The sequence below is a fragment of the Marinobacter sp. L-80 genome (assembly GCF_056859395.1).
Genome location: NZ_JBSXOI010000076.1, coordinates 71,835 through 94,980 on the forward strand (window position 1 = coordinate 71,835; position 23,146 = coordinate 94,980).

The 23,146-nt window shown below is 57.3% G+C and carries 19 protein-coding genes; 1 reads left to right on the forward strand and 18 read right to left on the reverse strand.

The window, feature by feature from the left end:
- Window positions 1–45: 45 nt before the first annotated feature.
- From trpA to leuC, 9 genes are all read right to left on the reverse strand, one after another.
- Window positions 46–858 (reverse strand): tryptophan synthase subunit alpha, encoded by an 813-nt coding sequence (trpA, locus tag AC13E3_RS18995; RefSeq protein ID WP_008171746.1) that lies wholly within the window; start codon window positions 856–858, stop codon window positions 46–48.
- 19 nt (window positions 859–877) lie between these two features.
- A complete protein-coding gene (gene trpB / locus AC13E3_RS19000) occupies window positions 878–2,086 on the reverse strand; it encodes a tryptophan synthase subunit beta (RefSeq protein WP_373274847.1) in 1,209 nt (402 codons plus the stop codon).
- Entirely contained in the window at window positions 2,079–2,708 is a 630-nt protein-coding gene (locus AC13E3_RS19005; protein WP_482902342.1) for a phosphoribosylanthranilate isomerase, read from the reverse strand. The genes trpB and AC13E3_RS19005 overlap by 8 nt, the downstream gene beginning before the upstream one ends.
- Window positions 2,705–3,613 carry a tRNA pseudouridine(38-40) synthase TruA gene (gene truA / locus AC13E3_RS19010; protein WP_273085490.1) on the reverse strand — a complete coding sequence of 303 codons (909 nt, stop codon included), beginning with the start codon at window positions 3,611–3,613 and terminating at the stop codon, window positions 2,705–2,707. The genes AC13E3_RS19005 and truA overlap by 4 nt, the downstream gene beginning before the upstream one ends.
- A gap of 107 nt (window positions 3,614–3,720) precedes the next feature.
- Entirely contained in the window at window positions 3,721–6,969 is a 3,249-nt protein-coding gene (locus tag AC13E3_RS19015; protein WP_482902343.1) for a FimV/HubP family polar landmark protein, read from the reverse strand.
- A 314-nt stretch (window positions 6,970–7,283) separates the two neighbouring features.
- On the reverse strand, window positions 7,284–8,399 hold the full coding sequence (gene asd, locus AC13E3_RS19020; RefSeq protein WP_273156528.1) for an aspartate-semialdehyde dehydrogenase: 1,116 nt from the start codon (window positions 8,397–8,399) through the stop codon (window positions 7,284–7,286).
- 131 nt (window positions 8,400–8,530) lie between these two features.
- A complete protein-coding gene (gene leuB, locus AC13E3_RS19025) occupies window positions 8,531–9,604 on the reverse strand; it encodes a 3-isopropylmalate dehydrogenase (protein WP_482902344.1) in 1,074 nt (357 codons plus the stop codon).
- Between the two features lie 59 nt (window positions 9,605–9,663).
- The gene (leuD, locus tag AC13E3_RS19030) at window positions 9,664–10,311 is read right to left on the reverse strand and encodes a 3-isopropylmalate dehydratase small subunit (protein ID WP_008171758.1); all 648 of its coding nucleotides are present in this window, start codon (window positions 10,309–10,311) and stop codon (window positions 9,664–9,666) included.
- A gap of 16 nt (window positions 10,312–10,327) precedes the next feature.
- On the reverse strand, window positions 10,328–11,746 hold the full coding sequence (gene leuC / locus AC13E3_RS19035) for a 3-isopropylmalate dehydratase large subunit (RefSeq protein WP_008171760.1): 1,419 nt from the start codon (window positions 11,744–11,746) through the stop codon (window positions 10,328–10,330).
- Window positions 11,747–12,170: 424 nt separating this feature from the next.
- On the opposite strand from leuC, the gene AC13E3_RS19040 reads away from it, so the two are divergent.
- Window positions 12,171–13,043, forward strand: a complete 873-nt coding sequence (locus AC13E3_RS19040; protein ID WP_092032463.1) for a LysR family transcriptional regulator — start codon at window positions 12,171–12,173, stop codon at window positions 13,041–13,043.
- Between the two features lie 3 nt (window positions 13,044–13,046).
- On the opposite strand, the gene AC13E3_RS19045 is transcribed toward AC13E3_RS19040, so the two are convergent.
- From AC13E3_RS19045 to AC13E3_RS19085, 9 genes are all read right to left on the reverse strand, one after another.
- Complete coding sequence (locus AC13E3_RS19045) at window positions 13,047–14,231, reverse strand: MFS transporter (protein ID WP_482902345.1); 1,185 nt, start codon at window positions 14,229–14,231, stop codon at window positions 13,047–13,049.
- Between the two features lie 122 nt (window positions 14,232–14,353).
- Entirely contained in the window at window positions 14,354–15,448 is a 1,095-nt protein-coding gene (gene aroC, locus AC13E3_RS19050) for a chorismate synthase (protein WP_014577195.1), read from the reverse strand.
- Window positions 15,449–15,485: 37 nt separating this feature from the next.
- Window positions 15,486–16,388: a 50S ribosomal protein L3 N(5)-glutamine methyltransferase gene (prmB, locus tag AC13E3_RS19055; RefSeq protein ID WP_104271219.1), complete on the reverse strand. Its 903-nt coding sequence runs from the start codon at window positions 16,386–16,388 to the stop codon at window positions 15,486–15,488.
- Window positions 16,389–16,476: 88 nt separating this feature from the next.
- A complete protein-coding gene (locus AC13E3_RS19060) occupies window positions 16,477–17,691 on the reverse strand; it encodes a patatin-like phospholipase family protein (protein ID WP_039881905.1) in 1,215 nt (404 codons plus the stop codon).
- 5 nt (window positions 17,692–17,696) lie between these two features.
- Window positions 17,697–18,611, reverse strand: a complete 915-nt coding sequence (locus tag AC13E3_RS19065; protein ID WP_104271217.1) for a DUF4892 domain-containing protein — start codon at window positions 18,609–18,611, stop codon at window positions 17,697–17,699.
- On the reverse strand, window positions 18,604–19,539 hold the full coding sequence (locus AC13E3_RS19070; protein WP_482902418.1) for an alpha/beta fold hydrolase: 936 nt from the start codon (window positions 19,537–19,539) through the stop codon (window positions 18,604–18,606). The genes AC13E3_RS19065 and AC13E3_RS19070 overlap by 8 nt, the downstream gene beginning before the upstream one ends.
- Before the next feature lie 28 nt (window positions 19,540–19,567).
- Window positions 19,568–19,918, reverse strand: coding sequence for a PilZ domain-containing protein (locus tag AC13E3_RS19075; RefSeq protein ID WP_008171779.1), 351 nt, complete (start codon window positions 19,916–19,918; stop codon window positions 19,568–19,570).
- Between the two features lie 117 nt (window positions 19,919–20,035).
- A complete protein-coding gene (locus AC13E3_RS19080) occupies window positions 20,036–21,067 on the reverse strand; it encodes a DNA polymerase III subunit delta' (protein ID WP_405419913.1) in 1,032 nt (343 codons plus the stop codon).
- On the reverse strand, window positions 21,060–23,141 hold the full coding sequence (locus AC13E3_RS19085) for a transglutaminase TgpA family protein (protein WP_482902346.1): 2,082 nt from the start codon (window positions 23,139–23,141) through the stop codon (window positions 21,060–21,062). Before AC13E3_RS19085 ends, AC13E3_RS19080 begins: the two co-directional genes overlap by 8 nt.
- Between the last annotated feature and the right edge of the window lie 5 nt (window positions 23,142–23,146).

A 23,146-nucleotide genomic window follows, 5' to 3' on the forward strand; every position in this document is an offset into this window, starting at 1 on the left:
GTCTCATCCTGTCCTTTGACGCCTGTTTGCCCTCCTCCCCTTCATTCAGGAGGCGAGACTGTCCAGTGCTTCACGCATCGGGTGGAGCAGATCCGTCAATGCCCGCTTGAGCTGGTCGGTATCTGCCTGATTTCTGGCTATTGTATCGACCAGGACGCTGCCAACAATTACACCATCGGATACCCGACCGACCGCCGCGGCAGTTTCCGCATCACGAATACCGAAACCAACACCCACCGGGAGAGCTGTCAGTTCGTGAATATGATTCACCTTGGCAGCTACCTCTTCCACGTTGATGGTGGCCGATCCCGTCACACCCTTGATAGAAACATAGTACACATAACCGGAGGAGTGCTCACTGATTGCCCGGATCCGGTCATCGGTCGTGGTTGGTGAAAGCAGGAAGATGGCGTCGAGATTTCGCTGGGTGAACAGCGGAGCAACCTCGTCGGCCTCTTCCGGTGGCAAGTCAACGGTCAGAATGCCGTCGACGCCAGCATCCTTGGCAGCATCCGCAAAACGCTCGTAGCCCATGGCTTCCATCGGGTTCAGGTAGCCCATCAAAACCACCGGAGTTGCGTCGTCTGACTTCCGGAACTCCTTGACCATGGCAATCACCTGCCTCAGCGAGGTACCGTGCACCAGGGCCCGCTCACAGGCAAGCTGGATTACCGGGCCGTCTGCCATGGGGTCAGAGAACGGCACCCCCAGCTCGATAATATCTGCCCCCGCCTCAACCAGCGTGTGCATCAGATCTACCGTGACATCGGGATGCGGGTCACCGGCAGTAATATAGGGAATAAGTGCCTTACGACCTTGTCCTTTCAGGGCCTTGAGGACCCCTTCAATTCGGCTCATGCCTGCTCCTGTTAATTCTTCAGATCTCGATGCCTTCAAGCTTGGCAACCGTGTTAATGTCCTTGTCGCCACGCCCGGAAACGTTAATGACAACGGTCTGGTCTTTGTCCATGGTCGCCGCCAGTTTGATGGCATAAGCGACAGCGTGAGCCGTTTCCAGCGCGGGCATAATGCCCTCGACGCGGGTCAATTTCCGGAACCCTTCCATCGCTTCGTCATCGGTAACGGACACATAATTGGCACGGCCAATGTCCTTCAACCAGCTGTGCTCTGGACCCACCCCTGGATAGTCCAGGCCGGCACTCACCGAATGCGTACCTGCGATCTGGCCATTTTCGTCCTCCATCAGGTAGGTGCGGTTACCGTGAAGCACGCCAGGACGACCGGCACAGAGTGGTGCCGCGTGTTTGCCAGTATCAATGCCCAGGCCGCCAGCCTCGACACCGTAAAGCTGTACCGATTCGTCAGAAAGGAACGGATAGAACATGCCAATGGCGTTGGAACCACCACCCACACAAGCGACCAGGGCATCCGGCAACTTGCCGGTTTTCTCCAGCGCCTGACGACGGGTTTCCCGACCGATTACCGACTGGAAATCCCGGACCAGCAGCGGATATGGATGCGGCCCCGCAACGGTACCAATGATATAGAAAGTGTCGTCCACGTGAGCCACCCAGTCACGCATCGCATCGTTCATGGCATCCTTTAGGGTTTTGGTGCCACCCTGAACGGCATGTACCGTCGCGCCCAGAAGCTTCATCCGGAACACGTTCAGAGACTGTCGCTGGACATCCTCCGCGCCCATGAACACATGGCATTCAAGACCCAGACGCGCGCAAACAGTGGCAGTGGCAACACCGTGCTGACCCGCACCGGTTTCGGCAATGATCCGCTTTTTACCGAGGAAACTGGCAAGCAGCGCCTGGCCGATCGTGTTGTTCACCTTATGGGCACCGGTGTGACAAAGATCTTCACGCTTGAGCCAGATCTGGGCGCCGCCGGTTTCACGGCTGAGACGCTCGGCGAAATACAGCGGGGTTGGCCGGCCAACATAATCCGCCAGTTCCTTGTCGAACCGCGCCTGGAATTCCGGATCCTTCTTCAGGCGGGCGTATTCTTTCTCGAGCGTCATCAGGGAATCCATCAGAGTCTCGGAAACAAATCGCCCACCAAAGGCGCCGAAGTGACCCCGCGCGTCCGGCAGTGCGCTCAGCATTTCTTCAGTCAGTTTTACAGACACGGTGAACCTCTTTAATAAAATGAGAAATTTTCTGGATATCCTTGATGCCTTTGTCCTGTTCAACACCGCCACTGACATCTACAGCCCAGGGTTTCACCTGTTTCACAGCGGCAAATACGTTATCAGATGACAAACCCCCGGCCAATATGATCGGAAGCGGCCGGTAGTCAGGGATCAGATCCCAGTTAAACGATTTTCCTGTGCCTCCGTACCGGTCTGGATCCCAGGCATCGACCAGCAGGCCGGAAGCGTTGTGAAACTCCTCGAAGGCGGCTTCAATCTGCCCTGCCTTTCGGACCCGGATGGCCTTGATCCAGCGTCGACCAAAACTGGCACATAAATCCGCCGATTCGTCGCCATGAAACTGCAGCAAATCCAGTGGCACCCGCTCGAGAACCGCCTCGACTTCCTGCCTGGATGGATTAACAAATAATCCGACCACCGACATGAACGCCGGAACACGCTTTGCCAACTCGGCGGCCTGGTCCAACGACACTGACCGGGGACTCGGTTCATAAAAAACCAGGCCCAGGGCGTCGGCGCCGAATTGAACAGCCCCGTCAATATCCTCGGGACGGGTAAGGCCGCAAATTTTGACCCTTGCGCTCATTGGCTCGGAACCCGCTGTTTGACATGGATGTGTGTTGGGGTGAACGGACTGTTCTCTTCCCGAGTGAACCAGGGCCGCAGAAAGCCCGGGCCGCATTCGACAGCGGGAATCCCGAATTCGTCGGGGTACCCCACATCGACCAGATACAGACCATGGGGAGGCGCTGTTACACCTGCAGCTGTCCGATCTCTGGCGACCAGTATCTCATGAATCCACTCCGGTCGCTGCTTTCCCGAACCAACCGCCATCAGGGCACCGGCGATATTCCGGACCATATGGTGCAAAAACGCGTTGGCCTGCACGTCTATTACGACAAAATCCCGTTTCCGGGTTACCGAAATACGTTCCAGAAACCGAATCGGTGTTCGAGACTGGCACCCGGCCGCACGGAAAGAGGAAAAGTCATGTTCTCCGGCCAATGCCTGGGCGGCTTTGTGCATGCGATCTGCGTCCAGTGGGCGGAAGGTCCAGCTTACCTGGCCCCGCTGTATACCCGGACGCACTGGATGGTTGTATATGATGTAACGGTAACGCCGATAGGTCGCGGAAAATCGAGCGTGGAAATCCCCGACTCCATTTCCTGCCCAGTGCACGGAAATGTCATCGGGCAGCGCCGTGTTTATTCCCATAACCCAGGAGCGCAGGTTACGGACAGAAGGAGTGTCAAAATGAGCGACTTGATAGCTGGCGTGCACGCCGGCATCGGTACGGCCCGCACACACCAGATCAACTGCATGGTTCGCAACCTTTGCCACCGCTGCCGTCAGTTCCGCTTCCACCGATCGAACACCGGATTTCTGGAGCTGCCAGCCATGAAACCCACGCCCATCATATTCGAAGGCAAGTGCGACGCGGCCCGCGCCTACGGCGTTATCGGTGGAGAGCTGCTGAGTCTCGAGAAACAAGTGCGAATCCGAAGAGAATGGTTCTATAAAAACAAAGCGCCGACCTTATTGCCGGGAAGATACCCGGCGGCCGGCGCTTGCTACCTGTCAGACCCGATTATAACGGATCAGGACAGATTTTTAAGGAGGTCTTGCGCCTCTGCTTTCTGGTCTTCGTTTCCTTCAAGGGAGACTTCTTCCAGGATGTCGCGAGCTCCGTCGGCATCACCCATCTCGATGTAGGCCCGCGCGAGATCCAGTTTGGTAGCGGCCTCATCGGTTCCGGCCAGGAAGTCGAAATCGTCCTCGTCACCGAGTTCGCTTTCATCAATGTCCGCAACCTGCGATTTGCGCGACTCATCGGAAACCTCATCAGACGCAACCGGGAGATCAAGATCACTTTCAGGTGTCTCCGAGTCTTCGAGCTCATCAGTTACACCCAGTTGCTCGAGATCCTCGGCATCTTCAACCGTCTGTTCAGGATCCGCTTCCTCTGCATCGCCCTCACCGAGTGTGTCCTCAAGACCAAGCTCTTCATCAAGTGACGCCTCTTCGCTCTCCTCGGGGTTGGCTGAATCGGCAGAATCGGAAAACTCTTCCATCAGGGCCAGGTCTTCATCGGAGACGTCCAGTTCCAGGTCGTCCAGCGAAGATTCTTCCATCTCACTGCCACCAAGCTCGTCTTCTTCACCGGCTACCTTGTCCAGTTCAGCATCGAGCTCGTCCAGGAATGACTCGTCCAGCGAATCAATATCAGATTCGCCGTCAGTGTCAGCAACCTGCTCAGTGCCCTCCTCGGATGCTGTTTCCGGTTTTCCTGCTGGCTGCTCCTCCGCCAGGTCTCCTTCTTCCAGATCACCCTCTTCCAGATCAAGGCTCAGGTCGTCATCAGAATCGTCGAGCTCCTGCTCTGCGCCGGATGGCTTGTCATAGTCCTCTTCGAATTCCGAAGACAGATCCCAGTCTGTGGACTCCTCAAGCTCGGAGGTGTCTTCGGTCAAAGGCTTTTCTTCGTCCGATTCCAGCTCCAGGCCCGACAGATCGTATTCGATCATATCGTCACGGCTTTCTTCTTTGCCCTCGCCGGATGCGTCCTCCTTGCTGGCCTCGGATTCGTCAAGCTCATCAAGCTCGAAATCAGACAGGTCAGTCTCTGAAAGGTCCGAATCAAAGTCGCCAAACTCGTTCTCGGCCGGCTCTTCTTTCTCAGCATCAAACTGATCGGCGAGAAGTTCTTCAGATTCAGGCTTGTCCTGCTTCTCAATGGACTCATCACCGGTTTCGTCAGAATCATAGGACGTAGCGAACGAATCGGAACGCAACTGAGATTCAAGGTCATCGATGCTGGGCATCGACTCCGCCTCTTCCAGCCGCGCGCGCAGCTCGTTCGCAGTGGTCAGCGCTTCTTCATCGTCCAGAGCCTCGACCTCTCCGAATTGTTTTTCGAAAGAGTCGCGATCCTGGGTATCTGCGTAGACACCCAGCAGCTTCAGGCGCAGATCGGTGCGACTGGGCTCACGGGAAATTGCGGTTTCCAGAGCTTGGGCAGCCCGATCATGCTGGCCATAGGCAATGTAAGAGTCAGCCTCGGCCAGGGCGTCGCCCGCCGCAGATTGCTGATCCTCTTCATCCAGGCTCAGATCGAAGGAATCCGTTTCTTCGTCGGTTTCATTGTTCAGCTGTTCGTAAAACGCCTTTTCCCGGTTTGCATTGCGGCGGGCAAGCAGCAGGAGAAGCAACAGCAGAACGATCAGACCGCCACCAAGGGCAATCTGATACATCGGATTACCAGTTATGGCATCAATAACGTTACCGGGGAAACCTTTATCGGCAGCCGGAGCCTGTTGAGCAGGCTTGGGCGCAGGCTCTGCAGATTGCTCTGTTTGTGTCGGGGCTGGCTCCGCCGCCTCAGTTGCTTCAACCGCATCATCGGTAGCCGCAACCGCGGGCTCATCCGCTCCAGACATTTCAGCCTGTTCTGATGCGTCACCGGCATCGGCACCCATCTGATCATCGGTTGCCTGATCGGAACCGACCATTTCGTCAGTTTCATCGACCATAGCCTCGGACTCGGCCATGTCGCCTGATTCACCCGCAGCTTCCGCATCCCCAGCTTCACCGTCCATCATGTCCGAATCGACGGGTGCCGTATCACCTTCAACGGCCTCGTCCATGGCGACAGATTCCGCTGCTCCGTCATCGGCAGCCGGACTTTCAACGGGTGCGGTCTGCTCTGCCGTTTCATCACCAGCAGTCTGCTGCATTTCAGCAAGCTGGGTATTCTTGAGCTCAAGCAGGCGCTGCAGAGTTTGCACCTGGTCCTGCAGGTCCTCAACACGACTGTTCAGCTCATCGTTCTCCCGGCGAGCGCTTTCGAGCTCTTCCATCGCGACCGCTGTGCCGGCATCAACGCCGCCCGGCAGTTCGCTGTCACCGCCCGCGGAGCCACTTTCGCTGGCCTCACTGCCGGCGTCCTCGGACACCACGAGTTTGAGTTCATCACCTCCGGCGCCAGCCTGCTGTTGAGGCGCGGACGCTGCCTGCTGCTCGGCGGTTGCATCGACTGTGCGCTGGGGAGTCTGGAATTCCTGATTCTGCTGTGCAACCACGCGAGTAGCTTCAGCGCGAGTTCGACTCTGGATCTGGTCCAGAGACGGGACACGCAGCACTTCACCGCGCTTCAGTCGATTGATGTTATTGCCAATGAATGCGTTCGGGTTCAGGTCCTGGATTGCCAGCATGACCTGCTGCATAGAGACACTGTTGTCTGGACGCACTTGAGACGCGATGGTCCACAATGTGTCTGAAGCTCCGGTGGGCCCGAATGTATCAGCCTGATATCCGGAACCCAGCGACCGCTCGGCCTGAGCCTGGCGACGAACTGATTCGGCACTGCGAGTGGTCGTCGGTTGGCTGGTTGTCTGGGACGTGGAGACTGTTGGAGTGCTGACCTGTTCCTGCACGCCGGACTCTTCCGCGTATACAGGTGGATCCACCAGAACGGCGTATTCCCGCATTAACCGGCCGTTTGGCCAGGTCAACTCAAGCAGGAAGTTGAGGTACGGTTCCCTCAGAGGTTCACGGGAGGACACATTGACAATGAGACTGCCATCATTGCCGGTGACCACCTGGAACCTGAGCTTACTGAGAAACTGGTTGCGATCCAGCCCCACCCGCTCATATGCCTGTTCCGAGGCAATATTGACGAACACGTCCGCTGGATTGACGCCACGGCTCTGGGGCAGAACAATCTCTGCGTCCAGTGGCTCGTTCAGATAGGACTGAAGTTCTATTTCACCCAGCCCCAGGGCCTGTGCGACGCCGGATCCGAGCCCTCCCGCCAGAGCCAGGGCAACCGCAAGCTTGCGTACCTTCATGCTTTTTCCTTTCCAGTCTCCGTTATTCGTTACTGCTCTTTTTCAAACAGAATCGGACGAGGTTGGATGACTTTCGTCTTGATAATTCTCGTTATTATGTGTTCTTTTTAATTTTCAGTCCGGCAAGTATTGTTGATAAAACCTCTTTTATCAATCAATCAGCCGCAATCCTTGTACCATTTTTTTATCAATCACGCGGAACTACCTAGCGCTCTTGAAAATAACAGGGGCGGAGGCTGAAATCAGCCTCCGCCCCCTCACCGGTTTATCGAAACCGGACACAGTTGGCATTTATTGCCTCTGTGTAACAATTTTTAACGCTCCTGAAGGATCCGGAGCATACGGCGCAGCGGCTCAGCGGCACCCCACAGGAGCTGATCACCCACCGTAAACGCGGAAATGTATTCCGGCCCCATGGTCAGCTTGCGGATACGGCCGACAGGAACGCTCAAGGTACCGGTCACCTTCGCTGGAGTAAGTTCCTCAATGGTCGCATCACGATCATTGGGAATCACTTTCACCCAGTCATTCGCTTTCGCAAGGATCGACTCGATTTCAGAAACCGGGAGATCCTTCTTCAGCTTTATAGTCAGCGCCTGACTGTGGGAGCGCATTGCGCCAATCCGCACACAGATGCCGTCGATGGGAATCGGGTTATCGGAGCGCCCGAGAATTTTGTTGGTCTCGACCCCCGCCTTCCACTCTTCCTTGCTCATGCCGTTGTCGAGCTGCTTGTCGATGAACGGGATAAGACTGCCGGCCAGGGGCACCTGGAAGTGCTCGGTCGGGAAGCCGTCCGAACGCATGGTTTCGGTTACCTTGCGGTCAATCTCCAGAATCGCGGAGGAAGGATCATCCAGCTCGGACTGGACGCTTTTGTTGAGCTCGCCCATCTGGTTCAACAGCTCGCGCATGTTCTGAGCGCCAGAACCGGAAGCCGCCTGATAAGTCATGGGCGACACCCACTCGATCAGATCCTGTTCAAGCAGGCCACCCAAAGCCAGCATCATAAGGCTCACGGTGCAGTTACCACCGATGTAGTCCTTGACGCCTTTCTCAAGCGCAGCATCAATCACGTTTCGGTTGACCGGATCCAGAACAATCACAGAGTGGTCGACCATCCGCAGGGTGGAGGCTGCATCAATCCAGTAACCTTCCCAGCCCGCGTCACGGAGCTTCTGATAAACCGCGCCGGTGTAGTCGCCACCCTGACAGGTCACGATGACATCCATGGTTTTCAGAATCTCGACGTCAAACGCGTCCTGCAGAGGAGGAACGTCGTCTTTTCCCACGTCCGGCGCAGGCTTGCCAGCCTGGGATGTGGTGAAAAACACCGGTTCGATATCGGCGAAATCGTTTTCTTCACGCATGCGTTGCATGAGGACCGAGCCCACCATGCCACGCCAACCTACAAGTCCAACTCGCTTCATGTGCGATCTTCAGACCTCGTTTTATGCCCGCCCCATGCCTTTATCGCTGGCAGGGACAGGATGGGTGATCCCGCGGCAACTGCATCGCGTTGCCGTCGGGTCTCAAATACGCCTGTCAGGGCCTGGCCTCTTTACAGTGCAGCCAGAACCGCCTCCCCCATTTCCCGGGTGGACACTTTCTTTGCGCCCTCAGACATGATGTCCGCTGTTCGCAGACCCTGATCCAGGACCTTGCTGACCGCCGCTTCAATGGCTTCAGCAGCTTTTTCCTCATTCAGGCTGTACCGCAGCATCATGGCAGCACTGAGGATGGTGGCCAGCGGATTGGCAATGCCCTGCCCGGCAATATCCGGCGCAGACCCGTGGCAGGGCTCATACATGCCCTGCTTTTCGGAGTTCAGCGACGCCGATGGCAACATGCCGATCGAGCCGGTGAGCATAGCCGCTTCGTCCGAAAGAATATCACCAAACATGTTGCCAGTCACAATCACGTCAAACTGCTTGGGGGCACGGACCAGCTGCATGGCGGCATTGTCCACGTACATATGAGACAGCTCCACGTCCGGATATTCCCGGCGGAGATCGTTCATGATTTCCCGCCATAGAACAGTCACTTCCAGCACGTTGGCTTTGTCCACGGAGCACAGCTTTTTGCCCCGCTGCTGCGCGGCCTCAAAAGCCACCCGCCCGATACGACGAATTTCCGATTCTGTGTAGGCGTAGGTGTTGTAACCCTGGCGCTCTCCGCTCTCAAGTTCGCGCATACCGCGCGGCTGACCAAAATAGATGCCGCCAGTCAGTTCACGGACAATCATGATATCCAGCCCGGAAACAACTTCCGGCTTCAGAGAAGAGGCGGACGCCAGTTGCGGATAAAGAATTGCCGGGCGCAGGTTTGCAAACAGGTCCAGGTTAGAGCGCAACCCCAGCAACCCCTTCTCCGGGCGCTTGGCCATCGGCAGACTGTCCCACTGAGGACCGCCCACGGCACCCAGAAGGATCGCGTCGGCTCTGGTGGCCTTTTCGAGGGTTTCATCCGGCAGCGGTGTGTCGGTTTCATCAATCGCCGCACCGCCCACGAGGCCGGACTCGAAATTCAGGCCGAGACTGAACTGATCATTGATCTTGTTGAGCACTTTTTCCGCTTCAGCGACAATTTCCGGACCGATACCGTCGCCGGGAAGCATCAGGATAGTTCTGGGCATGTTTTTTCCTTGTTCCATTCCTTCAGGTCGAATTAGAGCCAGCGTAATCGGACTGCCTATTACCGCCCAGCACCAAACAGCCAGGGCGCAGTTTTACGGCGGCTATCTTCGTAAGACCGGATCAGCTCAGCATCTTCCAGCGTCACGCCAATATCATCCAGGCCGTTCAGCAGGCAATGACGACGGAAATCATCCACCTCAAAGGTAAAGGTTTCGCCGGATGGGGTAGTTACAGTCCTGGCTTCCAGGTCGACTGCCAACTGATAGCCTTCACTCTGCTCCACTTCCCGGAATAAACGATCGACAATTTCCTCTGGAAGAATAATGGGTAACAACCCGTTCTTAAAGCAGTTATTATAGAAAATATCGGCAAAACTCGGAGCAATAATCACCCGGAACCCGAAATCCTCCAGAGCCCAGGGTGCGTGCTCCCGGCTTGAACCACAGCCAAAGTTACGTCGCGCCAACAATACACTGGCGTTCTTGTAGCGGTCCTGATTCAGGACAAAATCCGGATTAATCGGACGGGTGGAACAATCCTGATCCGGTTTGCCTTCATCCATATACCGCAACTCATCAAACAGGTTCGGGCCGAAGCCCGTGCGCTTGATGGACTTCAGAAACTGCTTGGGAATAATCATGTCCGTATCCACGTTGGAACGGTCCATGGGGGCGACAACGCCCTGGTGTTGCTTCAATGCGCGCATGGTTCTCTCCTGTGGATCAGTTCATCAGCTCACGGACATCAACGAAATGACCGGTTACTGCGGCAGCAGCAGCCATGGCCGGGCTCACCAGATGGGTACGCCCGCCAAAGCCCTGACGGCCCTCGAAGTTCCGGTTCGACGTGGAAGCACAATGCTCCCCCTGCCCCAGCTTGTCGGCGTTCATGGCCAGACACATCGAACAGCCCGGGTCGCGCCACTCAAGACCGGCTTCGATAAAGATCTTGTCCAGACCTTCCTGCTCCGCCTGGGCTTTCACCAGACCGGAACCGGGAACCACCATGGCCTGCTTCAGAATCGGCGACACCTTCCGCCCTTTCACCACGGCCGCGGCCTCGCGCAGATCCTCAATCCGGCTGTTGGTACAGGAGCCAATGAACACACGATCCAGCTTGATATCGGTAATCGCCATATTGGGCTGCAAACCCATGTACTTGAGAGCGCGAACAATGCCTTCACGCTTGATCGGATCGGCTTCCTGTTCCGGATCGGGCACCTTGCCATCAATTCCGGCCACCATTTCAGGCGACGTACCCCAGCTCACCTGCGGCTGGATTTCCGAGCCTTCGAGCTCAACAACCTTGTCGAAGACTGCATCGCTATCGCTATGCAAGGTGCGCCAGTATTCAACTGCAGCATCCCACTGCCCGCCCTTGGGCCCAAACGGACGATTGCGAACGTATTCGATGGTGGTGTCATCAACCGCTACCATACCAACCCGCGCACCGGCTTCGATGGACATGTTGCAGATGGTCATCCGCCCTTCCATGCTCAGGCCCCGGATGGCTTCGCCGCCAAACTCAATGGCGTGCCCGGTACCACCGGCAGTCCCGATTTTGCCAATGATGGCCAGCACAACATCCTTGCCGGTAACGCCCGGACCCAGCTTGCCATTGACCTTCACCAGCATGTTTTTCATTTTCTGCTGCACCAGGCACTGGGTAGCCAGCACATGCTCAACTTCACTGGTGCCAATACCATGAGCCAGGCAACCGAAAGCACCGTGGGTAGATGTATGGGAATCCCCACAAACAATACTCATGCCCGGCAACGTTGCGCCCTGCTCGGGCCCGATAACGTGCACGATGCCCTGGCGTTGATCCTTGATCTTGAACTCTAGAATCCCGAACTCGTCGCAGTTCTTGTCCAGTGTTTCCACCTGGATCCGGGAAACCGGGTCAACAATACCTTCGACACCACGATCACGATCCGTGGTAGGCACGTTGTGGTCCGGCGTCGCAATGTTGGCATCAATCCGCCACGGCTTCCGCCCCGCCAGACGCAGGCCTTCAAATGCCTGGGGTGATGTCACTTCGTGCAGTAACTGACGATCGATATAAATCAACGCGGAGCCGTCATCGCGCTGTTTGACGAGATGATCGTCCCACAATTTGTCGTATAAGGTTTTGCCCGCCATGGTTCTCTCTCACTCTCTGGGGGTTTTTGGTTCTGACGTTTGATAACGGTATCTTACCGCCTGCGACCGGATAACCTCAATTCATGTTTTTTATCTATCGCATGCCTTATGGTAATACTTTAAGATTCTGAGAAGGTCGCATGAAGGGATAAGCCTCCCAAAACACGCCCGTAAATACATCCATGTAGGGCTCGGTCGCGCCATCCCTGGCGCTCCACGGTTTTGGGAGGCTCATCCCTCCATACTCCCCATGCGCTGCGGATATTGGCCACACTCTGGGGAGCGGGTTGGAGCAGCGTTTTCAAAACCGTAGAGGGCCAGGGATGGCCCGATTCGAGCCCACATGGACGTGCTTGTCGGCGTGTTTTGAAAACGCTGTTCCAACTCGGGACCTTCGGCCAAATTGAAAATCAGGAACGAATGCATGGATTCAAACGCATTAAAAGCTTTTCTGACCATTGTCGATCAGGGCTCCTTCTCAGAAGCCGCGGAAATCCTGCACCTGACACAGCCGGCCATCTCGAAACGCCTGGCCGCCTTGGAAAACCAGCTTGGCACCAGCCTGATCGATCGGAGCCACCGCCAGATTCGTCTGACCAATGCCGGCAGTCGTTTGCTTCCCCATGCACGTCGGATCCTCGATGAAATTCACAACGCCCGGGTGGCGTTGTCGCCGGACTCTGGGCAAGTCGAGGGCGAGCTGCAAATCATCGCCAGCCATCACATCGGTCTGCATCATTTGCCGAATTGGCTGCGACGGTTCAAACGGGAATACCCTCAGGTGTCCATCAACCTACAGTTCATGGAATCCGATGCCGCCTACGAGCAGATGCGTAAACGTAATGCGGAGCTGGCATTCGTGACGCTGAGTGACAGCATGGAACCGAGCTTTCATGTGTTTGCTCAATGGCCGGACCAGATGGTGTTTGTGGCGGGCGCTGAGCACCCCCTGGCGTCACTCGAAAATCCGAGGCTTACAGACTTAGCAGACCACCCGGCACTATTGCCCGACACCAGCACCGCAACCTATCGGGTTGTGAGCCGGTTGTTTCTGGAGGCGAATCTGCACCTGAATCCGCAAATGCCAACCAACTACCTGGAAACCATCAAGATGATGACCAGTGTGGGCCTGGGCTGGAGTGTGCTGCCCCTGCGCATGATTGACGACAGCCTTACGGTACTGGACGTGGGCAAGCCGGTTTCTCGTGTCCTCGGGGGGATCGGGTTATCCGGGCGGCAGCTCAGCAACGCGGCCAAAGCGTTACTCACCATCGTGCAGGAAGAAGAAAGCGCCTGAGTTTTACCCCTCGCCATGGGCTGGCGGCGGCCGAAGGCCTCGCCAGGTGATCACGATTGCGAGGGCCATGGCGGCCGCACCACCCCAGAAAGCCGCCGAGGTACTGAACCCATCCACCAGGAAGCCCGACAACCAGGCCCCAAGCGCACCGCCAGCACCGAAGGTGAGGCCGCTGTAGAGGGCCTGCCCCTGCCCATGATGGTGCTTGCCAAAAAAGCCCTGGATGTACTGGACAGAGATAGCGTGCAGCGCGCCGTAAGATGCTGCATGAAGCAGCTGGGCGAACAGCAGGACGAGGACAACATCCGTCAGCTCTGCAATCAGTACCCATCGAATCATGGTGAGCGTGAGCGCGCCGATCGCAATCTGGCGAACCGTGAAATTGCGCGTTAACCGGTGCATCACCAGAAACAGTGCGATCTCCGCAAAAACACCCAGCGACCACAGCAAACCAATCGACAGCTTGCCGTAGCCGTGCTGCTCCAGATGGATACTGAAGAACGTGTAATAAGCTCCGTGCGAAACCTGCAGCAGGAAATTCATCAGAAAAAACGTCACCACTGCCGGGTGCGTGACGATGGCCTTTAAACTGCCTTTCGGAGCCGGCGGCTTTCGCTCACCTCGCTCCGCAGGCACCAGAAATGCGGATACGGCAATGCCCGCAAACACCGGAAGCAACAACCACGGGAGATTCTGAATCGGCACCAGTTCCAGAAAACCGCCAACCAGCGCAACCGCTCCGATGAACCCCACCGAGCCCCAGAGCCGAACCCGCCCGTATTTCTCTTTCTGCTCGCCCAGGGTTCGAAGCGTGATCACCTCATACAGCGGCAAGATCGCATTCCAGAAAAACGTGAACGCCAGCATGACCAGCAGCAGGCCATAGAACCCCGGTTCCATGAACACACCGGCGAAGAACAGCGAGCCGATGATGGCGCCGAACCGGACCAGACGAACCCGTTGGCCGGTCTTGTCGCCGAGCCAACCCCAGACGCTGGGCGCAATGATTTTGGTGAGCTGGATCGTCGCCATGAGGGTGGCGATCTGGAGGTAGGAAAAGCCCTGGCCCGCAAGGTAGAGGGACCAATACGGCAAGAGCCCGCCAAGGAGGGCGAAGAACCAGAAATAGAGGTTAGAGAGGCGCCAGTAGATAGAAATACCCCGCAAGTCCGGCTGTTTTGGCGGCACTCACTGCCCAAAAATGTGGAGCGCCAAGGATGGCGCGACCAAGCCCTACAGGGAAGTATTCACGGGCGTTTTTTGGGCAGTGAGTGCCGCCAAAGCAGCTTCACCAAGCCTGACAAACAAAATCAGAGCTGCCCAATCACCGGCGTAGAAACAGAAACATCCGCATTCTGCCCGCGATGCCGCAGGTAATGGTCCATCAACACAATGGCCATCATCGCCTCAGCAATAGGTGTCGCCCGGATGCCGACACATGGATCGTGACGGCCGGTGGTAATCACCTCACAGGGATCGCCGTTCACATCAATGCTCCGGCCCGACAAACGCAAACTCGACGTGGGCTTCAATGCGATACTGGCCACGATCGGTTGCCCTGAGGAAATACCTCCAAGCACACCACCGGCATTATTAGAAAGGAACCCTTCCGGCGTCATCTCGTCACGATGCTCGGTGCCCTTCTGGTCAATGCAGTCGAAACCGGCGCCAATCTCGACGCCCTTCACCGCATTGATGCTCATCAGTGCATGGGCAAGGTCCGCATCCAGGCGGTCAAAGATCGGCTCGCCGAGACCCGGTGGCACACCGTCGGCAACCACGTTGATCCGGGCACCGATGGAATCCCCCTCCTTGCGCAGGGCATCCATATAAGCTTCCATCTCGGGAACCTTGTCCGCATCCGGGCAGAAGAACGGGTTCTGGTGAACCTGATCCCAATCCAGTTTCTCGGCCTTGATGGGCCCCAGCTGCGACAGATAGCCGCGAATCCGGATACCCAGGCGCTGCTCAAGGAATTTTCTCGCAACAGCACCCGCAGCAACCCGCATGGCGGTCTCACGGGCAGACGAACGACCACCGCCGCGATAGTCGCGAACACCATACTTGTGCATGTAGGTGTAATCAGCGTGAGCCGGCCGAAACTGCTCGGAGATCTTTGAGTAATCCTTGGACCGCTGATCGGTGTTTTCAATCAGCAGGCCAATCGGCGTTCCGGTGGTCTTACCCTCGAAAACGCCTGACAGGATTCTCACCTCGTCGGCTTCACGACGCTGGGTTGTGTGCCGGGATGTTCCTGGCTTTCGGCGATCCAGGTCCCGCTGCATGTCCGCTTCCGAAAGCTCAAGTCCCGGAGGGCAGCCATCAATGATGCACCCCAGCGCAGGCCCGTGGCTCTCGCCGAATGAGGTAACCGTAAACAGTTTTCCGAAAGAGTTTCCCGACATAATTCAGTATCTTGTTCAGCTTTTATGAGAATTCAGTTTAACTGGAAGCCTGCCACTGACGCAGGTCCGTCTCGGTGATCAGAAAGACGCCATCGCCCCCATTCTCGAACTCCAGCCAGGTTAGTGGCAGATCCGGATACGCCTCATCCATTGCAACCCAGCTGTTACCGACTTCCACGACCAGTAGTCCACCAGGAGTAAGATGTTCGGCCGCTTTGGCAATGATTCTGTGAGCGATGTCGAGCCCGTCTTTACCGGCGGCAAGGCCCAGCTCAGGTTCGTGGCGGTACTCATCCGGCATGCTGGAGAGATCGTCTGCATCCACATAGGGCGGGTTGCTAACGATCACGTCGTAGCGACCTTCAATATTGTCAAAGACATCGGATTGTACGGTACGGACCCGCTCGCGGACTCCGTGCAGGTCGATATTGGATTCAGCCACTTCAAGTGCATCCGGAGAAATGTCCGACAGATCGACTTCCGCCTCGCCGAAAACAGATGCCGCACCAATGCCAATACACCCGCTCCCGGTGCAAAGATCAAGGATGCGTTCCACCGGCTTGTCTCCGAGCCACGGCTGAAAGCCATTCTCGATCAATTCACCAATGGGGGAGCGCGGTACCAACACCCGTTCGTCAACATGAAAGGGCATGCCCATAAACCAGGCTTCACCGAGCAGATACGCCAGAGGTACGCGCTCATCCACGCGCCGGGCGATTCTTTCCAGTACCAGCTCCCGCTCTTCCCGCGTTAGACGGGCATCCAGGAACAGAGTGTTGTTTTCAAGGGGAAGGTGCAGGCTACGCATAACCAGCTGAACAGCTTCATCCCAGACATTGTCCGTGCCATGCCCGAAAAACAGCGGCGAAGCAGCAAACCGAGAGGAGGCGTAGCGGAGGTAATCCCGAACGCTGTGAAGGTCGTCAATAGGGCTGGTCACTAACGTACATCCTGTGCAAGAGCGTGTTAGCGCGGGATTATACGCTGTTTACCCGCTCGACTGCAGCCCGCCCCCGCCAACAAATTGTTCAGATAGCCAGAGGCCCGGAGCTGTTCCGGCTTTCTTCAAAGCGATCCAGCGCAGCAGCCATCCGCTCACGGCCCAGCTGAATCAATTCCGGGGCCTTGTGATAATCGTAGCTCCGACAGGCATTCTTCGGGATATTCACCAGCAAATCCGGCGGGTAGCCCGCGATCTTGTACTGCACAAGCGCACTCTGCATGGTCTCGATGGTGAGGTTCATCACATCGAATTTGCCGATCCCGAGCTTGTCCCAGTCGATGGTTTCGTGCTCTTCCTGGCTCTTCTTGTAAGCCGGCTTCTTCTCCGTCTGCTTTTGATGCTCTTTCTTGTGCACTGCCCGGCTGATCTTTTCTTCCGGGCTGTCACCGTTGTCCGGCTTCCGGGCAGTCAGGGATTTCAGGGCATCCCAGTCAAACCAGCGCGAGGCCTTCTCACGGATGGTATCCACCCACTCGTCCATATCCGTGTTTTCAGCCTCGCCCGGAGTAAACGCAGCGTCCGGAATCCGTCGACGGCGGTCATCCTCGCCACTGAGATTGACCGCAACGATGATGTCAGCGTGGGAGGAAATGGTCGGGATGATTGGCAAAGGATTGAGCAAGGCACCGTCCACGAGGACTCTGCCATTGAGAACGAGAGGTGTGACAACACTTGGAATCGCCACCGAAGCGCGGATAGCCTGATCCAGAGGCCCTTCCTGAAACCAGATTTCCTTGTGGGCGAGCAGATCTGTCGCCACGGCCGTAAAGGCAATGGGCAGGTTTTCGATCCGGGTATCTCCCAGCATTTCCCTTACAACCGAAAAAATCTTCTCGCCTCGAATAGCGCCCACGGAATTGAACGTTACATCCAGGAGCTTGAGGACATCGAACTGGCCCAGACCGGTAACCCAGTCCTTGTAGTCCTGCATCTTGCCGGCTCCGAACATACCGCCGATCAGGGCCCCCATGGAACAGCCGGAGATAGCAACGATGTCGTAGCCACGCTCCACCAGAACTTCGATGGCGCCGATGTGGGCATACCCTCTGGCACCACCACTTCCCAGCGTCAGAGCCACGGTCTTGCGCGGTTTGTTCCGGTCTTTGCCTTTTTCCGGGTTTGCCGGAGCACGGGTAGCGGAGACATCAGAGCTGCTCAGGACCTTCGAGACGTTGTCCTGCGGATCTTTCTCTGAGGGCTTGTCCTTTGGATCCTGATCGTCATCCTTTGATGTGCCCATAATCATTACCTCGAGATCACCACCACTTCTACCCGGTCGCCCTGCCTGTCTGGATCACTGAAGACACCTGCCGGCCCCACAACGATTATCTCCTGTTGAGCCCGGGAGACACCCGTTTTGGACAGGACCTCCGACAACGATTCGGTAGCCAGGCGGGCACGCTCCATCGCATCACTGAAGGACTCATCAGTCTCCAATACAGAATAGCCCACCAGTGCAACCACCGTACCCTCTTCACGGGCCAGATCATTCACCCGCCTACGATCCGTTGCCTGCCAGTCGAACCGGTAGGTTACACCGCCTTGCCAGGGAACAATAATCGGCCCTTCAACGCGGTTGGCCATGGTGCCAAAGCCGGGAATGGTCGCGCCGGATTCGACCCGCAGGTGCTCCACCCACACATACTCCCGAAGGTTGCCGCGAGTCACCGTGTAAATGAGGGTCAGCCAACGGGCGCCGTCCTCGGCAACGGTGCCCGCCACCAGATAATCCTGGGTTGCATCACGGCCATAGAGAACCGCCTGATTAAAGATCTGGTTCGCCCATACGTTGCTTCTTCCACAACGGATACTGGAGCACTCGAACAGAATCTGGGCGTTTCTCTCGCGCAATAGAGCGAGGTAGTGGTCCCGCGCTTCCTCGCGACTTGAGTCTCGGGCAATCCGGTACAGGCGCCCTTCCCCAGTCACGGGCAAGCGGGCCAGGGTTTCGGAGCGAATCTCGTTATTGACTTCCCGCACGGGGCTGAACAATACCAGGTGTCCCGACGACTGAATCGAGACCGTATCTTCAAGCGTCGACTGTTGATAGGCCTCGGGCATATCCTCCGGAGCAGACTGCACACCGGAAGACAGAGCCAATAATCCGAGGATCGGAACCAAGAAACGTGTGAACAGTAATTTCAGCAAGCGATTACTCATTTTCCAGGAATTGTCTGATGGCTGTTGCAGCCGGCCCGGTCTCGCCATCCAGATGGCAATGGTGACCTCCCGGCACGTTAACGATCTGGAGGTTGGCGATAGCGTCAGCGCGTTTATCCAGATCCTTTCTGTACGAAAGAAGTCCTGCATCGGCTCTGACAAAAAGCACACGGGTTTCGATAGCAGACAGCGAAGCCAGCACCTGCTCTTCGGTCATCATCAATGGAGACGGGTGCCGTAACCTTGGGTCGGTCTGCCAGACGTAGCCCTCTCCCTCGGGTTTCATATTGCGCGGAATGAGTGTCAGCGCGGCCTCGGGGCTGAGCGGGCTCAGCCCGCCCTCCCGTGCTTTGGCGGCCGTGGCGATATCCGGATAGACAACCTGGCGGCCAGAGCCGGCAATGCGTTTTTTCACAGCTTTCCGGAGCTGGGGAATGGTTTCCTTAACCGGACGGCTCAGTGCGCCCAGGCTGTCGATCATGACAAGGTTTCGAATTCGCTCCGGAAAGGCGGCCGCGTAGAGCGCTCCGACAATCCCCCCAAGCGAGTGCCCGACCAGGTTGATCCTGCCATCCGGTGTTTCCTGGAAATAGCGTTCAACCAGCTCGGCAAGATCCGCCACATAGTCCATCAAGAGGTAACTCTGCCCCTCTGGCCGGTGCCCGGAATGGCCATGCCCGGCGAAGTCCAGCGCGTAGACGGGCCCGAGTCGCGCCAGCTCCGGTGCGAGCTTCACAAAGGTAAGGCTGTTATCGAGCCAACCATGCAGCATTATGATCGGTGTATTATCTTGGGCATCAGTAGCGGCAGGCCAGCTAAGGCCGGCCAGGGTGATGTGCCTGAGTTTCCACTCAGACTCCCTGAAGGCCTGAGAGGTTTTCCCAGTGAGTTCTCTCCCTGCCTGGCCTTCCGAAGCTTCCGTGAGCATCGCCATATCATTCATGCAGGCTTCACCCTTACATCGTGTGGGTTGGTCGATCCGAACTCAGCGAGCCTGCCAGGTAGGATTCAATCTTGGTACGGGCGGTTTCGTCATCCCCGTTGAACTGGACGCCGATCCCCGCCGCCCGATTACCCTGGGCACCCTTGGGTGTTATCCATATTACTTTGCCGGCGACCGGTATCTTTTCCGGCTCATCCATCAGATTGAGAAGCAGGAAAACCTCGTCGCCCAGTTGGTACTGTTTCTGGGTGGGGATGAACAGACCACCCTGACGGATATAAGGCATGTACGCAGCGTAAAGTACCGCTTTGTCTTTAATCGTCAGGGTAAGAATGCCACTGCGCGCGCCAAATCCTGGCCCCATAACTGACACCTTTCTAATAGATCGTTTTGAATAATTTTCGGGATCTGAAAATCCCTTTCATTCCGGAATCATAGCAGCTGTTGGCACCAAAGGCGCAATCCGGCGGAGGCCGGGCAACTAAGCTGCCGGCCGTTTGACCGGCATCAGCTTTTGCCAGGCAATCAGAAGCCGGCTCGCTTCCAGCTCCGGGCTGGCGTTATAAACACTTGCCGCCCTAGAGTCCTTTACCATATCAAGCAGTTCATGGGCCCGCCAGGCGGAAGTGGTCCTGGCAAGGAAGCCGAGCATATCGGCCGCATCGGTGTCCCGCGCATTGCCGCCAACAATCAGGCGGGCCAGATCCGCTGCCCAGGTTTCGAACAACCACAGGGTGTCCTCCAGGCCCATCGCCTTGAACGCCTTGGCGGCTTCACCCACCGGAATCCGGGATTTCATGAATTCCTTGAACCGTTCCAGCGCCGTATCCCGCAGACCAATGAAATCGCCGGTGGCATAGTCGAGAGCCAGCCTCGGCGCATTCCCCGCCAGCATCAGGGCTTTGGCCAGAACCTCCGAAGACGGTTGCGCATCCTCGGGCAGCTCCCGAACACGGCTCGCGAGCCACTGGTTCGCTTCGCTGTTAGCGGGCACCGGCACAGTCAATGTCTGGCATCGGGACCGAATGGTGGGCAGGACCGGACGCCCGCTTTCCTGCAACAGGATCAGGGTCACGTCCGGCAGCGGCTCTTCCAGCGTTTTGAGTAACGCATTCGCCGCATTGATATTCAATTGATCCGCACGATCAATGATCGCCACTTTGTGGTGTGCCACCTGGGGAGACGCCACCGCAAACGACGACAGCGCCCTCACCTGGTCTACCTTCACCATGCGGGATTTTTCCGGCGTATAAACCCGGATATCGGGGTGGCTGGCAGCGGCCAGGAGCTCGCACTGCTTACAATGGCCACAGGCGATTGGCTGGCCAGAATCCCGGTTCAGACGGTTATCACACAGCAACAATCCGCCGACCGCCCCGGCCCAGGCACGCTTACCCACACCACGCTCCCCCGCAAGGATAAGGGCGTGCGGGAGCCTGTCTTCTGCTACCCGGCTCTGGACGGTTTGCCAGGCGCGGCTGAGCCAGGGCATGTCTTGGGCAATATCAGTCACGAGGTCTTCCTGTCCGGGTCCTTGATCTGCGCAATTGGCGCTTCCGTAGTTGACGCTTCATAGTGGCGAGCAGGCGGCGCATTCGCTTCAGCTGTTCACCGCCCTCGTCGTCTTTATCAGCGCTATAGTAATGGCTGTTGACCAGGCGGGCAAAAAGCCTCGCCGAATCCGCAGCCGCCGGTTCCGCTTTCGCCAGTCGTGACGCGAGCACCGATGGCGTTTCACCATGGCGCACAGGCACCCCGGCACTGGCACACAGCCGATGCCAGGTATCCACCACTCTCCGAAACGCGTCACGTCGTTCTCCGCGCCGCATCTGGAAAGCGGAAATCAGCCCGGCGATCAGCAAGCCGGCGCCAACGATACCGGCTGTCATATACCCCAGCTCGCGCATGCCGAAACCACCTGGCAGCCTGGACATCAGATCCATCTGGCTCTGCCCCTGGTAACCCACTACCCAGCGCTGCCACTGGTAGTTGATACGATCAAGCTGAAGGCTTGCCCACTGCACCAGGGCGACATCGGCGTAACGCTGAGGCGAGGCCCAGTTATCCTCCAGAAAGGATCCCTCTTCGGCAACGGCGTCCCGAAGACCGGACTCGATCCTGTCCGGCGCAATGGCCGCCGTAGGATCGATCCTTACCCACCCTCGCCCATCGACATAGGCTTCTACCCACGCATGGGCATCATACTGGCGCACAATCAGGTAATCGCCCCCCGCTCCGGTTTCGCCACCCTGGTAGCCGACCACAACCCGCGAGGGAATACCGGCAGCCCGTAAAACGAAGGTGGTTGCACCCGCGTAGTGGGCGCAGAAACCGCGTTTTGCATCAAACAACAGGGAATCAATGCCATCATCGGGCATGGCCGGTGGCCGCAGGGTGTAGAAGTATTCCTGCTCACGGAATCGTTGCAACAGAGCACGAATCACCTGCTCGTCGCCCATACTTCGACGAAGCTCCCGGGCCAACTCCCGGGCTCTCGGATTGCCTTCCCGGGGCAACTGAAGGTAACGCCGCAACTCGGCGGGGCCTTGTGTCTCAGCCGTCGAAGCCTCTCCCTCCAGGGCCAGCCGGTAACGGACCGGGCTGTCGGCAGGACGTCGAAATCTGAAAAGATCGGCACTGTCTTCAAATACGTTGTCCGAGACCGCCCTGGAGTTCTCAAGTGCGAACGCCCAGCGCTGATCGGTTGGCTCCAGAAGAACGTCATACTGGTTCGATTCCAGCTCTCCTATGCCCCCATCAATCGCAACCCGACCAAGAGGGCGAAAACCCTCGCGCTGGCCCTGGCGCCAGGTCTCCCCATCCAGATAATCGAGAATCAGACCCCGCCAGTACCGGTCGCGGTAGGCAGGCATCTCGCCTCCGAACGTTACCCGGAAGGCTCGCTCACTGCTCTGGGCAAGATTGGAAATATCGCCGGGTCGCATGGTGTCGCTGATGCCCGTACGAGCCTCACCCGATACCAGCGGCACGCTCCACAAAGGCGACATCCGCGGGAAAAACACAAACAACAGAACCACAATCGGCAGTGTCTTCAGAAACATCCCACCCAGCCTGCGCCAGCCAGAGGTCATTCCCCCGGGTAATTCCGGCGCATTCAGCACCTGTAACCCCACCAGCAATAGCGCTATGCCGGCGAAATTCACCAGGGCCCAGAGAATCTCCTGATGGAACAGAAAATTGACCGTTGCCAGATAGACAAGGATAAAAAACAGAACATAGAAGTCCCTGACTGACCGGGTCTCCAGCCATTTGAGACCCACCGCGAGAACAAAAAACGAGGCGGCAGTGTCCACCGTAAACCGCCCCTGAACCGTTGCGACATAAACACCAATCAGCACCAGCATGATCCCGGTGCGTAACAAGCGGCCGGGAAGCCTTACCCGCCCGTACTGCGCCAGCCATCGCCACGCGGCCAACACGGCACAGGCGGCGATCAGCCACAGGGGCAGACGGTCCCACTGGGGCGACAGTAACAGGGCAAAACTGGCAATCAGCCAGAGCAAAGCCCGGGAAGGCAGATTAGTCGTTGTCCCTTCATCCGACTCATTGCCTCTAAGGCGGTCCATCAAAC

Excerpts from the sequence above, each read along its gene's own strand:
- trpA (WP_008171746.1), bottom strand. The coding sequence starts at position 858 with ATGAGCCGAATTGAAGGGGTCCTCAAGGCCCTGAAAGGACAAGGTCGT.
- AC13E3_RS19005 (WP_482902342.1), bottom strand. The coding sequence starts at position 2,708 with ATGAGCGCAAGGGTCAAAATTTGCGGCCTTACCCGTCCCGAGGATATT.
- AC13E3_RS19015 (WP_482902343.1), bottom strand. The coding sequence starts at position 6,969 with ATGAAGGTACGCAAGCTTGCGGTTGCCCTGGCTCTGGCGGGAGGGCTC.
- asd (WP_273156528.1), bottom strand. The coding sequence starts at position 8,399 with ATGAAGCGAGTTGGACTTGTAGGTTGGCGTGGCATGGTGGGCTCGGTC.
- leuB (WP_482902344.1), bottom strand. The coding sequence starts at position 9,604 with ATGCCCAGAACTATCCTGATGCTTCCCGGCGACGGTATCGGTCCGGAA.
- leuD (WP_008171758.1), bottom strand. The coding sequence starts at position 10,311 with ATGCGCGCATTGAAGCAACACCAGGGCGTTGTCGCCCCCATGGACCGT.
- leuC (WP_008171760.1), bottom strand. The coding sequence starts at position 11,746 with ATGGCGGGCAAAACCTTATACGACAAATTGTGGGACGATCATCTCGTC.
- AC13E3_RS19040 (WP_092032463.1), top strand. The coding sequence starts at position 12,171 with ATGGATTCAAACGCATTAAAAGCTTTTCTGACCATTGTCGATCAGGGC.
- aroC (WP_014577195.1), bottom strand. The coding sequence starts at position 15,448 with ATGTCGGGAAACTCTTTCGGAAAACTGTTTACGGTTACCTCATTCGGC.
- AC13E3_RS19060 (WP_039881905.1), bottom strand. The coding sequence starts at position 17,691 with ATGGGCACATCAAAGGATGACGATCAGGATCCAAAGGACAAGCCCTCA.
- AC13E3_RS19065 (WP_104271217.1), bottom strand. The coding sequence starts at position 18,611 with ATGAGTAATCGCTTGCTGAAATTACTGTTCACACGTTTCTTGGTTCCG.
- AC13E3_RS19070 (WP_482902418.1), bottom strand. The coding sequence starts at position 19,539 with ATGCTCACGGAAGCTTCGGAAGGCCAGGCAGGGAGAGAACTCACTGGG.
- AC13E3_RS19075 (WP_008171779.1), bottom strand. The coding sequence starts at position 19,918 with ATGGGGCCAGGATTTGGCGCGCGCAGTGGCATTCTTACCCTGACGATT.
- AC13E3_RS19085 (WP_482902346.1), bottom strand. The coding sequence starts at position 23,141 with ATGGACCGCCTTAGAGGCAATGAGTCGGATGAAGGGACAACGACTAAT.